The organism is Limnohabitans sp. INBF002 (assembly GCF_027924905.1).
Classification (GTDB): Bacteria; Pseudomonadota; Gammaproteobacteria; order Burkholderiales; family Burkholderiaceae_C; genus Limnohabitans.
This window is the reverse complement of the sequence record NZ_AP027055.1, coordinates 1,781,726-1,796,116: the sequence shown is the minus strand read 5'-3', so window position 1 is coordinate 1,796,116 and position 14,391 is coordinate 1,781,726. Positions and strand designations below refer to the sequence as shown.

Annotated in this window: 13 protein-coding genes and 1 other RNA gene; 8 read left to right on the top strand and 6 right to left on the bottom strand. The window is 54.2% G+C overall.

From position 1 onward, the window contains the following. Positions 1-5 precede the first annotated feature (5 nt). Complete coding sequence (gene gyrA / locus QMG15_RS08845; protein ID WP_281788304.1) at positions 6-2,693, bottom strand: DNA gyrase subunit A; 2,688 nt, start codon at positions 2,691-2,693, stop codon at positions 6-8. Between the two features lie 216 nt (positions 2,694-2,909). Between gyrA and ompA the strand changes: the two genes are divergently transcribed. The 4 genes from ompA to ssrA all read left to right on the top strand — a co-directional run bounded on the left by ompA (position 2,910) and on the right by ssrA (position 5,334). Further along, the gene (gene ompA / locus QMG15_RS08840; RefSeq protein ID WP_281788303.1) at positions 2,910-3,494 is read left to right on the top strand and encodes an outer membrane protein OmpA; all 585 of its coding nucleotides are present in this window, start codon (positions 2,910-2,912) and stop codon (positions 3,492-3,494) included. A 68-nt stretch (positions 3,495-3,562) separates the two neighbouring features. Next, positions 3,563-4,282 carry a bifunctional 2-polyprenyl-6-hydroxyphenol methylase/3-demethylubiquinol 3-O-methyltransferase UbiG gene (gene ubiG, locus QMG15_RS08835; RefSeq protein WP_281788302.1) on the top strand — a complete coding sequence of 240 codons (720 nt, stop codon included), beginning with the start codon at positions 3,563-3,565 and terminating at the stop codon, positions 4,280-4,282. Beyond that, entirely contained in the window at positions 4,282-4,947 is a 666-nt protein-coding gene (locus QMG15_RS08830) for an HAD-IA family hydrolase (RefSeq protein WP_281788301.1), read from the top strand. The genes ubiG and QMG15_RS08830 overlap by 1 nt, the downstream gene beginning before the upstream one ends. Positions 4,948-4,959: 12 nt before the next feature. After that, positions 4,960-5,334, top strand: a transfer-messenger RNA (tmRNA) gene (gene ssrA, locus QMG15_RS08825). Between the two features lie 134 nt (positions 5,335-5,468). Here the strand turns inward: ssrA and QMG15_RS08820 are convergent. The 4 genes from QMG15_RS08820 to QMG15_RS08805 form a co-directional block, all read right to left on the bottom strand. Next, positions 5,469-7,664, bottom strand: a complete 2,196-nt coding sequence (locus QMG15_RS08820; protein ID WP_281788300.1) for an OsmC domain/YcaO domain-containing protein — start codon at positions 7,662-7,664, stop codon at positions 5,469-5,471. A 163-nt stretch (positions 7,665-7,827) separates the two neighbouring features. Then, positions 7,828-8,706, bottom strand: a complete 879-nt coding sequence (locus QMG15_RS08815; RefSeq protein ID WP_281788299.1) for a pirin family protein — start codon at positions 8,704-8,706, stop codon at positions 7,828-7,830. A 13-nt stretch (positions 8,707-8,719) separates the two neighbouring features. Further along, positions 8,720-9,337 (bottom strand): histidine phosphatase family protein, encoded by a 618-nt coding sequence (locus QMG15_RS08810; protein ID WP_281788298.1) that lies wholly within the window; start codon positions 9,335-9,337, stop codon positions 8,720-8,722. 43 nt (positions 9,338-9,380) lie between these two features. Next, positions 9,381-9,899 carry a DUF2878 domain-containing protein gene (locus tag QMG15_RS08805; RefSeq protein WP_281788297.1) on the bottom strand — a complete coding sequence of 173 codons (519 nt, stop codon included), beginning with the start codon at positions 9,897-9,899 and terminating at the stop codon, positions 9,381-9,383. Positions 9,900-10,022: 123 nt separating this feature from the next. On the opposite strand from QMG15_RS08805, the gene QMG15_RS08800 reads away from it, so the two are divergent. Continuing rightward, positions 10,023-10,259 (top strand): DUF2789 domain-containing protein, encoded by a 237-nt coding sequence (locus tag QMG15_RS08800; RefSeq protein ID WP_281788296.1) that lies wholly within the window; start codon positions 10,023-10,025, stop codon positions 10,257-10,259. A gap of 10 nt (positions 10,260-10,269) precedes the next feature. Here QMG15_RS08800 and QMG15_RS08795 read toward each other — a convergent pair whose 3' ends face one another. Then, positions 10,270-11,052 (bottom strand): IclR family transcriptional regulator C-terminal domain-containing protein, encoded by a 783-nt coding sequence (locus QMG15_RS08795; RefSeq protein ID WP_281788295.1) that lies wholly within the window; start codon positions 11,050-11,052, stop codon positions 10,270-10,272. Between the two features lie 135 nt (positions 11,053-11,187). Between QMG15_RS08795 and pobA the strand changes: the two genes are divergently transcribed. The 3 genes from pobA to QMG15_RS08780 all read left to right on the top strand — a co-directional run bounded on the left by pobA (position 11,188) and on the right by QMG15_RS08780 (position 14,387). Next, on the top strand, positions 11,188-12,372 hold the full coding sequence (gene pobA / locus QMG15_RS08790; RefSeq protein ID WP_281788294.1) for a 4-hydroxybenzoate 3-monooxygenase: 1,185 nt from the start codon (positions 11,188-11,190) through the stop codon (positions 12,370-12,372). A gap of 180 nt (positions 12,373-12,552) precedes the next feature. Continuing rightward, positions 12,553-13,068, top strand: coding sequence for a TRAP transporter small permease (locus tag QMG15_RS08785; RefSeq protein ID WP_281788293.1), 516 nt, complete (start codon positions 12,553-12,555; stop codon positions 13,066-13,068). After that, on the top strand, positions 13,065-14,387 hold the full coding sequence (locus QMG15_RS08780) for a TRAP transporter large permease (RefSeq protein WP_281788292.1): 1,323 nt from the start codon (positions 13,065-13,067) through the stop codon (positions 14,385-14,387). Before QMG15_RS08785 ends, QMG15_RS08780 begins: the two co-directional genes overlap by 4 nt. Positions 14,388-14,391 lie beyond the last annotated feature (4 nt).

Below are 14,391 nucleotides of genomic sequence, written 5' to 3'. Positions count from 1 at the left end.
CTGAATCAACCTTCGTTGGGTGCGTCTGTGCCGCCTTCAGCGCTGCCGTCTTCTGCGCCTTCGCTGAAGTGCGCGTTGGCATCGTTTTCGACAATGCGTTGCAAACCACTGAGCTTGGCACCTTCGTCCAAACCAATCAAGGTCACGCCTTGTGTGGCGCGGCCCATTTCGCGAATTTCAGCCACTCGGGTACGCACCAGCACGCCGGTGTCGGTGATGAGCATGATTTCGTCGTCCGCTTGGACCAAGGTGGCTGCCACGACTTTGCCGTTGCGCTCAGATTGCTGGATGGCAATCATGCCTTTGGTGCCACGGCCGTGGCGGGTGTATTCGCTGATGTTGGTGCGCTTGCCGTAGCCGTTTTCGGTGGCGGTCAACACGCTGGCGCGTGCAACACCATCGTCAATCACGGTGTTGGGGTCTTCTTGCTCAGACACCAACATGGCAATGACGCTTTGTGATTCTTCAATCATCATGCCGCGCACACCGCGGGCGCTGCGACCCAAGGGACGCACGTCGTTCTCGTCAAAACGCACAGCTTTGCCACCGTCACTGAACAACATCACATCGTGTTTGCCATCGGTCAGGGCTGCGCCAATCAAGAAATCACCTTCGTCCAAGTTGACGGCGATGATGCCGCCCTTGCGTGGGTTGTTGAATTCGTCCAGCGAGGTCTTCTTGACCGTGCCCATGGAGGTGGCCATGAACACAAATTGGTCTTCAGGGAAGGTGCGTGCTGCGCCGGTGAGGGCCAAGACCACGTTGATTTTTTCGCCCTCTTGCAAGGGGAACATGTTGACGATGGGGCGACCGCGTGAACCGCGTGAGCCCGCAGGCACTTCCCACACCTTGAGCCAGTACAAACGGCCGCGGTTGGAGAAGCACAGCAAATAGTCGTGCGTGTTGGCAATAAAGAGCTGGTCCACCCAATCGTCTTCTTTGGTCGCTGTGGCTTGCTTGCCGCGACCGCCGCGTTTTTGTGCGCGGTATTCAGACAGGGGTTGGCTCTTGATGTAGCCGCTGTGGCTGAGCGTGACCACCATGTCGGTGGGCGTGATCAGGTCTTCGGTACCCAAGTCTTGGGCGTTGTGCTCAATCACGCTGCGGCGTGCGCCAAGCTTGCTTTGGCCGAATTCGTTTTTCACCACTGTTAGCTCGTCACCAATGATGGTGGACACGCGCTCTGGCTTGGCCAAGATGTCGAGCAAGTCGTCGATCTCGGCCATCACGTCTTTGTATTCGTTGACGATCTTGTCTTGCTCAAGACCCGTCAAGCGTTGCAGACGCATCTGCAAAATTTCTTGGGCTTGGGTGTCGCTCAAACGGTACAGACCATCGCTGCCCATGCCGAATTCTTTTTCCAAGCCATCGGGACGGTAGTCGTCGGCGTTGATCACGCCGCCATCTGCACGGCTACGGGTGAGCATTTCGCGCACCAGTTGGCTGTCCCACGACTTGGTCATCAACTCGGCCTTGGCCACAGGGGGCGTAGGCGCGTTGCGGATGATGCGGATGAACTCGTCAATGTTGGCCAAAGCCACCGCCAAACCTTCCAGCACATGGCCGCGTTCGCGGGCTTTGCGCAGGGTGAAGATGGTGCGGCGTGTGACCACTTCGCGGCGGTGACCCAAGAACACAGCGATCAAATCGCGCAAATTGCACAGTTTGGGCTGGCCATCAATCAAGGCCACCATGTTGATACCGAAGGTATCTTGCAGCTGGGTTTGTTTGTACAGGTTGTTCAACACCACCTCAGGCACGGCGCCGCGCTTGAGTTCAATCACCAAACGCATGCCCGATTTATCGGACTCGTCTTGGATGTGGCTGATGTCTTCAATCTTCTTCTCGTGAACCAACTCGGCCATGCGCTCTTGCAAGGTCTTTTTGTTCACTTGGTAGGGCAGTTCGTCCACGATGATGGACTGGCGCTGGCCTTTGTCGATGTCTTCAAAGTGGCACTTGGCGCGCATGACCACGCGGCCACGGCCCGTGCGGTAGCCGTCTTTGACGCCGCTGATGCCATAAATAATGCCGGCAGTTGGGAAGTCGGGCGCGGGGATGATTTCCATCAACTCGTCGATGGTGGCCTCGGGGTGACGCAGCATGTGCAAGCAGGCGTCCACCACTTCGTTCAAGTTGTGAGGCGGGATGTTGGTGGCCATACCCACGGCAATGCCGGAGGATCCGTTGACCAACAAGTTCGGAATGCGACTGGGCAAGACCAGCGGTTCTTTTTCGGAGCCGTCGTAGTTGGGGCCGAAATCGACGGTTTCTTTGTCGATGTCGCTGAGCATTTCATGCGCGATTTTCGACAAGCGGATTTCCGTGTAACGCATGGCCGCCGCGTTGTCGCCGTCGACCGAGCCGAAGTTACCTTGGCCGTCCACCAACATGTGGCGCAACGAGAAGTCTTGCGCCATACGAACGATGGTGTCGTACACCGCGCTGTCGCCGTGCGGGTGGTATTTACCGATCACGTCACCCACGATACGGGCAGACTTCTTATAAGGACGGTTCCAGTCGTTGTTGAGCTCATGCATCGCGAACAAGACGCGGCGGTGCACTGGCTTTAAGCCGTCACGCGCATCGGGGAGGGCGCGGCCCACAATCACGCTCATGGCGTAATCTAGGTAGCTGCGACGCATCTCCTCTTCTAGGCTGATGGGCAAGGTTTCTTTGGCGAACTGGGTCATGAAAGAGGCCGTAAAGCAGGAAACCGAACATTTTAGGCTGATAAGTCGACCACCCACTTGTGGCAGCCATGCAACAGCTTTCTGTTTACCTTGTTATGAGTAGAAGTAGTGTGTTTGGGTTATGGCACAATATTTCTAAGCGTCATAGGTAAAAGTATCTAGACTGCCTGAATTCGCAGAGTGGTCTGCGGCTTATAAATCCCTCAGAGGTGAATCATGAAAAACTTGAAGAACTTGGCAGCTTTTGTTGCTACCGCTGCTTTGGCAACTGCTGCTATGGCTCAAAACGTTGACAACTGGCGCAATGCTTCTGGCGACGTGTGGAAAAACTCCACAGGTTTGTGCTGGCGCGATGCCAACTGGACACCCGCCACTGCCGCTCCTGGCTGTGATGGCGCTGTTGCTGCTGCTCCAAAAGCTGCACCTGCTGCACCTGTGGCTGCTGCTTCTAAAGTGACGTACGCTGCTGACGCATTCTTTGACTTTGACAAGTCTGTGTTGAAACCAGCTGGCAAAGCCAAGTTGGACGACTTGGTTGCCAAAGTCAAAGGCATCAACTTGGAAGTCATCATCGCTGTGGGTCACACTGACTCTATCGGTACAGACGCTTACAACCAAAAATTGTCAGTGCGTCGCGCTGAGTCTGTGAAGGCTTACTTGATCTCTAAAGGCATCGAGAAGAACCGCATTTACACCGAAGGTAAAGGCGAGAAGCAACCTGTTGCTAGCAACAAGACCAAAGAAGGTCGCGCTAAGAACCGTCGCGTTGAGATCGAAGTTGTGGGCACCCGCAAAAACTGATCCAACCTGATCTAAAAAGAAACCCCGCTTCGGCGGGGTTTCTTTTTGCTTGAACGACAATACATGCCATGCAAACCTCTGCCACTCATACCAACGTTGATCAGGCCGAATTGGCCAAATTTTCAGACCTCGCCCACCGTTGGTGGGACCCTGAAAGCGAATTTCGTCCATTGCACCAAATCAATCCCCTCCGTCTAGAGTGGATCAACAGCATTGCTCCGTTACAAGGCAAAAAAGTGCTGGATGTGGGGTGTGGGGGCGGCATTTTGACCGACGCCATGGCGCGTTCGGGTGCTCAAGCTTTGGGCATTGACTTGGCAACCAAATCGCTCAAGGTGGCGCAGTTACACGCTTTGGAGGCGCAAACGCCCAACGTGCAATACCGTGAAGTGGCTGTGGAGGTTTTGGCTGCCGAGCAGCCCGCCAGTTTTGATGTGGTCACCTGCATGGAAATGTTGGAGCACGTGCCAGACCCTTCGTCCATCGTGCGTGCATGCGCGCAGTTGGTCAAACCCGGTGGTTATGTATTTTTCTCCACCCTCAACCGCAATGCCAAGTCATTCTTGTTTGCCATCGTAGGTGCGGAGTACGTGTTGAACATGCTGCCCCGTGGTACGCACGAATACGCCAAATTCATCCGGCCCAGCGAGCTGGCGCGTGATTGCCGCGAAGCTGGCTTGGATTGGCAAAACACCCGTGGTATGGAATACAACCCGATTACCCGCCGCTATTGGATGAGTAACGACACCAGTGTGAACTATTTGGTCGCGACACAAAGGCCTCTTTGATGCTGAAAAATATCCGTGCAGTGCTGTTCGATTTGGATGGCACTTTGATTGACAGTGCCCCAGACCTGGGCGCTGCCGCCGACAAAATGCGCACTGACCGTGGCATGCCGTCACTGCCCTACGCGTTGTACCGCCCATTGGCAGGCGCTGGCGCGCGCGGCATGCTCAAAGTGGCGTTTGACATGACGCCTGAGCATCAAGACTTCATGGCTATGCGCGAAGAGTTCTTTGCCAACTACGAAGCCGCCATGACCGTGCGCACCTATGTGTTTGACGGCGTGGAAGACTTGATTGAGCACATTCAGTTGCGGCAAATGTCTTGGGGCGTGGTGACCAACAAAATGGCCCGCTTCACTGATCCGCTCACACAGGCCATGCCTTTGTTTGCTAGTGCACAAGCCATCGTGAGTGGGGACACCACACCGCATCCCAAACCGCATCCTGAACCTCTTTTCGAAGCTGCTCGCCGCTTGGCGCTGCCGCCAGAGGTGTGCCTGTATGTGGGCGACGATGAGCGCGATATTGCTGCAGGCCGTGCCGCGGGCATGCCCACGGTTGCCGCGACGTACGGTTATTTGGGCGAAAAGACCGATATCAGCACATGGGGTGCAGATTTATCCATTGATTCTCCAAATAAGCTCTTGCAATTGCTGGCACAGGCCTAAAATAGGAGACTTGGGGCTGCACTGGTTTCGACATGGGTTCGGACGCGTGGCAGGGCATGTCGAGGTTCTGATCCTCGTAAAACAGCAGAAAAAAAACTAACTGCAAACGACGAACGTTTCGCACTCGCCGCTTAATCCGGTGAGCCTTGCAACAGTTGGCCGATAGGCTGGGTTAGGGGGTCGCAAGACTTCCTAGCTGCAAGGGAAAACATATGGGCTGGCATCACCTCGGGTACCTTGAGGTGGTGTGAGAAAAAAGGGTACTGGCTGGGTGTGTAGCGTGTCGCTGCGCGACGCACACGGCGAGACTCAAATCAGACGACTACACATGTAGAACTGTACGAAAAAGGCTTGTGGACGCGGGTTCAAATCCCGCCAGCTCCACCATCTGCAACGACAAAGGCCGCTAGATAGCAATATCTGGCGGCCTTTTCTTTTATCAATCAATAGTTCGATTCGCAACTGAGGGGCTCTAGCCTCGCAAGCGGCACTGGTCTGCCGAGCGCCTTGGTAGCCATCGCTTAATTCGCCACATTGGCGCGCGCCTGATGTAATTTCTTGTAGCTGTGGATCAAGCGGTGGTGTCTATCAAGGCCTTCTAGTTTCATGCTGGTAGGCGTCAAGCCAAAGAATCGCACTGTGCCATCCACTGAGCCAATGGCCGCGTCTATTCGAGCGTTGCCAAACATGCGACGGAAATTGACTTCATAGTCTTTCAGTTCTAAGTCTGGATCGAGCAACACCTCCAGCACCACGTTCAAGGCTTGGTAAAACAATTTGCGTTCCACCGTGTTGTCGTTGTATTGCAGGAAGGCGCCCACAAGATCTTGCGCTTCTTCAAATTGCTTCAAAGCCAGATGAATCAAGAGCTTCAATTCAAGCACGGTCAGTTGGCCCCATTCCGTGTTTTCATCAAATTCAATGCCGATCAAGGTAGCGATGTCTGAGTAATCATCGAGTTCGTTGTTGTCCAAGCGTTCCAGCAGGGAAGACAAGCTGGCATCGTCCAAGCGGTGTAAGTTCAAAATATCAGCGCGGAACAACAAGGCTTTGTTGGTGTTGTCCCAGATCAAATCTTCAACGGGGTAAACCTCTGAATAACCCGGCACCAAAATTCTGCAGGCGATGGCGCCCAGCTGGTCATGGACCGCGGTGTAGGTCTCTTTGCCCATGTCTTCGAGAATGCCAAACAGGGTCGAGGCTTCTTGTGCATTTGAATTCTCACCTTGGCCAGAAAAATCCCATTCCACAAATTCGTAATCTGCTTTGGCACTGAAGAAGCGCCATGACACGATGCCGCTGGAATCGATGAAATGCTCCACAAAGTTATTGGGCTCGGTGACCGCATTGCTCTCAAATGTGGGCGGTGGCAAATCGTTCAGACCTTCGAAGCTGCGCCCTTGCAGCAGTTCGGTGAGGCTGCGCTCCAGTGCCACCTCAAAGCTGGGGTGCGCACCGAATGAGGCAAAGACACCGCCTGTGCGTGGGTTCATCAAGGTGACGCACATCACGGGGTAGGTGCCGCCCAATGACGCGTCTTTCACCAGCACCGGAAAGCCTTGTTCTTCCAAACCTTGGATGCCCGCCAAGATACTGGGGTACTTGGCCAACACGTCCTGCGGCACGTCGGGCAAACAGATTTCACCTTCCAAGATTTCGCGCTTCACGGCGCGTTCGAAAATTTCGGACAAGCATTGCACCTGCGCTTCGGCCAGCGTGTTGCCCGCGCTCATGCCGTTGCTGACGAACAAGTTTTCGATCAGGTTGGAGGGGAAGTACACCACCTCGCCATCTGACTGACGCACGTAGGGCAGGGCGCAGATGCCGCGTTGCGTGTTGCCAGAGTTGGTGTCGATCAGGTGCGAGCCACGCAGCTCGCCATCGGGGTTGTAGATGTTGAGGCAGTACGTATCCAGAATTTCTTTGGGCAGCGCATCCTTCTTGTTTGGCTTGAACCAACGCTCATTCGGGTAATGCACAAATTCTGAATTGGCAATGTCCTCGCCCCAAAAGGCACCCGCATAGAAATGGTTGTTGTTGAGCCGCTCGATGTATTCGCCCAGTGCGGACGCCAATGCGCTTTCTTTGGTTGAGCCCTTGCCGTTGGTAAAGCACATCGGCGAGTGCGCATCACGGATATGGAGTGACCACACATTTGGAATGATGTTGCGCCATGACGCAATTTCAATCTTGATGCCTAAGTCTGCCAAGAGGCCTGACATGTTGGCGATGGTTTGCTCAAGAGGCAGGTCTTTCCCTGCGATGTAGGTGCTGGTGTCAGACGTGTGTTTCAGCGTCAGCAACGACTGTGCATCTGCATCCAAGTTCTCGACTTCTTCAATGACAAATTCAGGCCCTGCTTGCACTACTTTTTTGACCGTGCAGCGCTCGATCGAATTCAAAATACCGCGGCGGTCCACCTCTTGAATGTCTGGCGGTAGCTCAACTTGAATTTTGAAAATCTGCTGGTAGCGGTTCTCTGGGTCGACGATGTTGTTTTGCGAGAGACGAATGTTTTCGGTCGGGATATTGCGCGTGACGCAATACAGCTTCACAAAATAGGCCGCACACAAAGCCGATGAGGCCAAAAAATAATCGAAGGGGCCAGGTGCCGACCCATCGCCTTTGTAGCGAATGGGCTGGTCGGCGACCACTGTGAAGTCATCGAACTTGGCTTCCAGGCGAAGCTTGTCGAGAAAGTTGACCTTGATTTCCATGGGGGGGTATTTGAAAAATAGTACTCAAAATGATGTGGCAGTCATCATTCGCCACCACGCAGGTACCCAGTATATAAAGCCGGACCCAAACAGTGAGGGGTTCAGCAAGAACTGCATGCAACCCAATCACGCCACTGGAGGTTCAGATAAGCGCTGCCTATGCTCAGGCTTTTTCGCCCAAACGCCCATCGCGGAAGTCGCTCAAGGCTTGGTAAATCTCATCTTTTGAATTCATCACAAACGGACCGTATTGAACGATGGGCTCTTTGAGGGGGTTGCCGGAGATCAGAATCAGCTTGGCATCGGCACTGGCTTCGATGACCACGCCATCGGCCTGTGCTGTGTTCGCCAAAATGGCCATGCGTTGCACGGGCACGGTTTGGCCGCCAATCGTGACTTCGCCACGGTACACATACAAAAATGCGTTGTGATCGGCGCGCAGCGTTTGTTCAAAGCGTGTGCCTTGGGGCATGTGCACATCGAGGTACAACGGCTGGGTGATTTCGCGGGTCACCGCACCCTGCACACCGTGGCTGGCACCGGCAATGACAGTCACCGTCACGCCTGCTGGCGTGTGCAACTTGGGCAACTGGTCGTTTTGAAAATCGCGGTACCAAGGCGCGTTCATCTTTTCGCTGCTGTGCAGGTTCAACCAGAGCTGAAAGCCCTCCATCACACCTTCTTCTTGCTGAGGAATTTCAGAGTGAATCACGCCATTGCCAGCGGTCATCCATTGCACGCCGCCGTTTTGTAGCAAGCCTTCGTGGCCTGCGCTGTCGCGGTGCAGCATGCGTCCGGCAATCATATAGGTGACGGTTTCAAAGCCGCGGTGTGGGTGGTCAGGAAAGCCAGCAATGTAGTCATCGGGCTTGTCGCTGCCAAATGCATCGAGCATCAGAAAAGGGTCAAGTCGGTGTTGCAAGTCTTGCGTGAGCACACGGTTGAGCTTGACGCCTGCGCCGTCTGAGGTGGCCTGGCCTGTGACCAAACGTTCGACCGTACGAGAGACAGTCACTGCGTGTGCGTGGGTGTTGTTAGACATGTTGAAAGATCTTTCAAAATTTAGTTGTGCTGCTGTCAGTCGGTCTTGGGATGAGCTTATAAGAAACCATCTTTCCGCTCGCTTTGACCTTGGCCAACACCAAATCGCCAGAGGCGATGTTCTCACCCATGAACTCATAAATATTCACATGGTGAGTCACCAATATGAGTGCCTTGGTCCCTTTTGTTTTGACTTTTTCAGAGATGAAGCTCTCAAGCGCTTGCGTTGTCTCCTTGGCTTTGCGCATGTCATCAAAGAACGAGGCCAATGACGCTTCCACTTTGAAGCTGTCAAATTTCAAAAGTTCAGCGGTGTCTTTGCAGCGGCACCAAGCACTTGAATGCACCTCAGCCGCTTTGATGCCTTGTTTTCTTAACCAGTCGCCAATGGCTGCGGCATGTTGGCGGCCTTCGGCACTGAGATTGCGCTGAGTTTTGCAGTCGTCTAGTTTGTAGTTGCTAGGGTCTCCAACACCAGGGGCTCTGGTGTGTCGTATCAACAGAACGTAATCAGATGATTGCAGTTTTTCTGACAAGTCGCTGGCATGCGAGCACAGAGATGCCAGTAAACACATGCCACTGACGATGATTTTTTTCCAGCGCATACCGTTTCCTATGAGGGTGTTATTCATGACCTGTACGTCAACGACCGTGTGACATCTCTAAATGGAAACCTCATTTGGTGTTGGCTATTTTTTGGGCCATCAGGACCATCGCAGGCAAGGCGAGCATCCATGTGAATGCCAGCACAGATACATGGATGACCGAAATTTCGAAGGACGCAGCGCCCAACTTTGTGCCTGCGTAATAAGAGAGTGGACCAAAAATCAATCCAACGAGCGCAGAAACGAGCAATGGCCTTACTTTCAAGAAGGCCAGGGAGACGTTCAAGGTCATGGCAAACATCACCCAAAGTGCCCACAGCCAAAAAGGGCTGAGGGCCCCGAGTGACCAGCCGTAAAAATGGATCACTGAAAAATATTGCAACAGTGTGTCTATTGCGATGCCCATCACAAGCACGCCACTGGCGAGCTTCACTTCTTGCCAAGGGTGTTCAACGTAGAAGAGATGGACGCAGGCGAGCGCGGTACAAAAAATAAGAGCGGCTATTTCCAACCCTTGCCCAACGCTCGCGACACACGCCCACCAAGCGGCTTGAAAACCGAGGGCGTTTATTAGATATAGACCATGCATGCTAGATTTTAGAAAGACTTCGTAAACGATTGTCGTTGTGGGTTGCGTGCGCTAACCCTTGGCAGTGAAGCCTAAGTTGCAGTACAAAGGAGATCTTCATTCCTTACACAACAAGGTGACTTTATGGACAACGCCATTCACCGCTTCAGTGAACTCTTTGCGCAACTGGGTTTGGCCAATGATGCGAAAAGCATTGCCAGTTTTTTGGCAGAAAAAACACCGCTGCCAGGTCACATCAGTTTGCCGGATGCGCCTTTTTGGTCTCCTGCGCAGGCCTCTTTCCTGCGGGAAGCCTTGGCTGACAACGCCGATTGGGCCGAGCTGGTGGATCAGCTGAATGAGGCCCTGCGCTTGCCCTGAACAGGCAAGTTCAAATCAAAGGCCTGAGCGCTTGCGCTGTTTGTTGCAGCAAGGGCAGCCAGCGCGTGACCAAATTGGGCGCATGTGAGGCCGTGTGGGTGCGCACCAAGTTCAAGGCGGCGATGGTGTCGCCGCGTTCGTTGCGCAGAGGTACAGCCAAGGCCTCGACGCCCAGTTCATGTTCTTGGTCCGCGGCGCAGTAGTCTTGCTTGGCAATTTGTTTGAGTTTCTTCACCAAGTCTTTGGGCTGGGTGGCCGTGTTGGCCGTCAATCGGCTCAATGGGTTGGCTTTCATCCACGTTTGCAGCTGTGACGGTGCCAGGTTTGCCAGCAGCACCTGCCCAGTGGACGTGGCGTGTGCGGGCAGACGTGTGCCAACGTGCAGGCCGTAGGCCAACACGTTGTGGCTGGCTTTGGTGGGTACGTCTGGGCCTTGCCAGATGCCGCGCGCCACGATGATCACCGCATCGTTTTGCAGCACTGCGACCGAGCAAGAGAGCTGCGTGGCCAAGCTCAACTGATGTAGTGTGGGTTGCACCGTCCGAGGCAATCGTGCGCCCGACAAATAGCTGCCCGCAAAACCCAGGACTTTGGCTGATAGCCAGTAATACTGACCATCGGTTTCTAAGTACCCGAGGTGCGTCAGCGTGAGCAAATGCCGGCGTGCAGCGGCACGTGTGAGGCCCGTGCGCTGCGCGGTCAAGGTGGCATTGAGGCGTTGGCGCTCTGTGTCGAAGCTTTCCAACACAGCCATGCCTCGGGCCATGCCTTCAATCCAGTCGGCTTTGTTCATGGTGTTTGGATGGGATGTAGGTTGCGCGATCATCGTGCATCTATTCTATTCACCGCGCAGCATTCGTTTTTCGGGTTTGCGTTAGATCAAACGGGCCTTTAATCTCGCTGCACTTTTCATAGAAGGATTTGAGACATGCGTACACAAGTGGTGATTGTTGGTGCAGGCCCCTCGGGCTTGTTGTTGGGCCAGCTCCTGCACAAGGCGGGCGTGGATGCCGTGATTCTGGAGCGCCAAAGCCCAGACTATGTGTTGGGCCGTATCCGTGCCGGTGTGCTGGAGCAAGTGACCTTGGACGTGTTGGCCCAAGCCGGCGTGGACCAACGCATGAACAAAGAAGGCTTGGTGCATACCGGCTTTGATTTGTTGTTCAAAGGCGAGCGCCACCGCATTGACTTGTCGGGCCTCACGGGCGGACAAAAAGTGATGGTCTACGGCCAAACCGAAGTGACCCGCGATTTGATGGATGCGCGCCAAGCGGCAGGCTTGACCACCATCTACGAAGCGAACGATGTGCAGATTCACGACTTCGACAGCGATCACCCCAGCGTCAGCTTCAGCAAGGACGGCAAAACCCAGACCATCAGCTGCGACTTCATTGCCGGCTGCGATGGCTTCCATGGCGTGTGCCGTGCCAGCGTGCCGCGCAAATCCATTCAAGAGTTTGAGAAGGTCTATCCCTTTGGCTGGTTGGGCGTGTTGTCAGACACACCGCCTGTGCACGAAGAGCTGATTTATGCCAACAGCCCCCGTGGCTTTGCCTTGTGTTCTCAGCGCAGCCTCACACGCAGCCGCTATTACTTGCAAGTGCCACTGACCGACAAGGTAGAGCAGTGGAGCGACGACGCGTTTTGGGGTGAGTTGCGCAACCGCTTAGACCCAGAAGCGCGTGAGAATTTGGTGACAGGCCCGAGCATCGAAAAAAGCATTGCGCCGCTGCGCAGCTTTGTGACTGAACCTATGCGCTTTGGCACTTTGTTCTTGGCTGGTGATGCTGCTCACATCGTGCCACCCACAGGCGCCAAGGGTTTGAACTTGGCCGCGACCGATGTGAAGTATTTGTCAGATGCGCTCATTGAGGCGTGTGTCGAAAAATCACACGCAGGCATCGACCACTACTCCACGCGCTGTCTGGCGCGCATCTGGCGTGCTGAGCGTTTTTCATGGTGGTTCACCAGCTTGATGCACCGTTTCCCTGATCAAGGTGAGATTGGTCAGAAGTTCCAAGAAGCTGAGTTGGACTATCTGATCCACAGTGAGGCAGGTTCGCGCACAGTGGCTGAAAACTATGTGGGTTTGCCGCTGAACTTTGGCGAATAAAACCCCTTGAGCGAGGCGATGACAACTTTTGTTGTCGTCGCCTTTTTCTATTTGCAGTTATTTCTCGTCGTAAGTCATAACAGAATTGCATATCTGCTAGATTCTGTTCGTGATGCTGGAAGTGTGAATCCGTCGAGAAAATTAGCAGGCTAAATAACAAGATCCAACAGAGGAGCATTTATGAGTCAAAACAAGACGCCAACCCATGGCGTCGATCGTGTCTTGCAGCGCTTGTGCGATGCCAGCGCCACCATTGGTGGGGTTGTGCTGGTCGCTATTGCGTGTGTGACGGTCGTCAGCGTGATTGGTCGCGCCTTCTTCTCTCATCCCATTTTGGGTGACGTGGAGTTGGTTCAGTTGGGTTGTGCGGTGGTGGTGGCGTCGTTCTTGCCCTACACACAATTTCGCAACGCCAACATCATTGTGGATTTTTTCACCTCCAACGTGTCTGAGAGCACCCAAACCAAACTCGATGCGTTTGGCACCTTGCTTTACACCTTGGTCATGGCCTTGGTTGCTTGGCGTGTGGCCGTGGGTGGTGTGGATATCCGCGCCTCGCAAGAAACGTCCATGCTGATGGCGTTGCCACTGTGGATTCCCTATATGTTGATGGTGCCAGGCTTGGTGCTGTGCTCGGTGATTGGGTTTGTTCAAACTATGCAACACCTGGGTCTGATTGCGAAGGAAGAAGTATGAGCACGATGAGTATTGGTTTAGCCATGTTTGGCGCCATGTTGGTGCTGATGGCCGTTCGCGTGCCCATCGCGATTTCTATGTTTGTCCCAGGTGCTTTGGGCTATATGGCCTTGTCTGGGTGGTTGCCTTTGATGTCGCACCTCAAGGGTGCGGTCTACAGCCGCGTGTCGATTTACGACTTGTCGGTCATTCCTTTGTTCATGCTGATGGGGGCGTTTGCCGTGCACGGCGGCCTGTCCAAAGCCTTGTTTGACTTTGCCAACGCTTTGCTGGGCCGTTTCAAAGGCGGCATGGCCATGGCCGGTGTTTTGGCATGTGCCGCGTTTGGTTCGATCTCGGGTTCGACTGTGGCCACCACCGCCACGATTGCGCAAGTGGCTTACCCTGAGATGCGCCGCATCAACTACTCGGGCCGACTCGCGACTGCCGCGTTGGCCACGGGCGGCACGATGGGTGTGTTGTTGCCACCGTCTGTCACGTTGATGGTCTATGCCATCTTGACTGAACAGAACATCACCAAGATGTTCTTGGCTGCTTACATCCCAGCATTGCTGGCTGCTGTGGGTTACCTGATCGCCATTGCGGTGATCGTTCGCATTCACCCTGACCAAGCGCCTCAAGCCAAAGCAGCCACAGCCAGTGAGCTGATGATGACGGCCCTCAACGTGTGGCCCATTGCTGCCATCTTCTTGGTGGTGTTCGGCGGCATCTACGGCGGTGTGTTCACGGCGACCGAGGGTGCGGCCATTGGTAACGTGCTGACATTTGCCATCACCTTGCTGCGCCGTGAGATGACGTTTGACAAGCTGGTGGCTTCCATTCGCACCACGGCACAAACCAGCGGCATGATCTTTTTGATCTTCATCGGTGCTGACATGATCAATGCCTCGTTGGCTTTGTCGCAACTGCCCGCGCAGTTGGCTGACATGGTGGGCCATTTGCAGATTTCACCGTTGGTGGTGATGGGCGGCATCATGATTTTCTACATCATCCTCGGCTGTGTGATGGACGAAATGTCCATGATCTTGCTGACCGTGCCCACCTTGTTCCCTGTGATTTTGGGCATGGACTTCTTTGGTTTGAATCCTTCTGACAAGGCCTTGTGGTTTGGTATCCTGATCCTCACCGTGTGTGAGATCGGCATGATCTTCCCGCCTGTGGGTTTGAACGTGTACATCATGAATGGCTTGGCCAAAGATGTGCCCATGGTCGAGACCTACAAAGGTGTTGTACCGTTCCTCATCACAGACGGCATTCGTTTGGCGTTACTGATTGCGTTCCCTGCCATCTCGTTGTGGCTGGTGCATGCATTGACTTGATTTT

Bases quoted from the DNA above. Each gene is read 5' to 3' on its own strand.
- gyrA (WP_281788304.1), bottom strand. From the start codon at position 2,693: ATGACCCAGTTCGCCAAAGAAACCTTGCCCATCAGCCTAGAAGAGGAG.
- ompA (WP_281788303.1), top strand. From the start codon at position 2,910: ATGAAAAACTTGAAGAACTTGGCAGCTTTTGTTGCTACCGCTGCTTTG.
- ubiG (WP_281788302.1), top strand. From the start codon at position 3,563: ATGCAAACCTCTGCCACTCATACCAACGTTGATCAGGCCGAATTGGCC.
- QMG15_RS08830 (WP_281788301.1), top strand. From the start codon at position 4,282: ATGCTGAAAAATATCCGTGCAGTGCTGTTCGATTTGGATGGCACTTTG.
- QMG15_RS08820 (WP_281788300.1), bottom strand. From the start codon at position 7,664: ATGGAAATCAAGGTCAACTTTCTCGACAAGCTTCGCCTGGAAGCCAAG.
- QMG15_RS08815 (WP_281788299.1), bottom strand. From the start codon at position 8,706: ATGTCTAACAACACCCACGCACACGCAGTGACTGTCTCTCGTACGGTC.
- QMG15_RS08810 (WP_281788298.1), bottom strand. From the start codon at position 9,337: ATGAATAACACCCTCATAGGAAACGGTATGCGCTGGAAAAAAATCATC.
- QMG15_RS08805 (WP_281788297.1), bottom strand. From the start codon at position 9,899: ATGCATGGTCTATATCTAATAAACGCCCTCGGTTTTCAAGCCGCTTGG.
- QMG15_RS08800 (WP_281788296.1), top strand. From the start codon at position 10,023: ATGGACAACGCCATTCACCGCTTCAGTGAACTCTTTGCGCAACTGGGT.
- QMG15_RS08795 (WP_281788295.1), bottom strand. From the start codon at position 11,052: ATGAACAAAGCCGACTGGATTGAAGGCATGGCCCGAGGCATGGCTGTG.
- pobA (WP_281788294.1), top strand. From the start codon at position 11,188: ATGCGTACACAAGTGGTGATTGTTGGTGCAGGCCCCTCGGGCTTGTTG.
- QMG15_RS08785 (WP_281788293.1), top strand. From the start codon at position 12,553: ATGAGTCAAAACAAGACGCCAACCCATGGCGTCGATCGTGTCTTGCAG.
- QMG15_RS08780 (WP_281788292.1), top strand. From the start codon at position 13,065: ATGAGCACGATGAGTATTGGTTTAGCCATGTTTGGCGCCATGTTGGTG.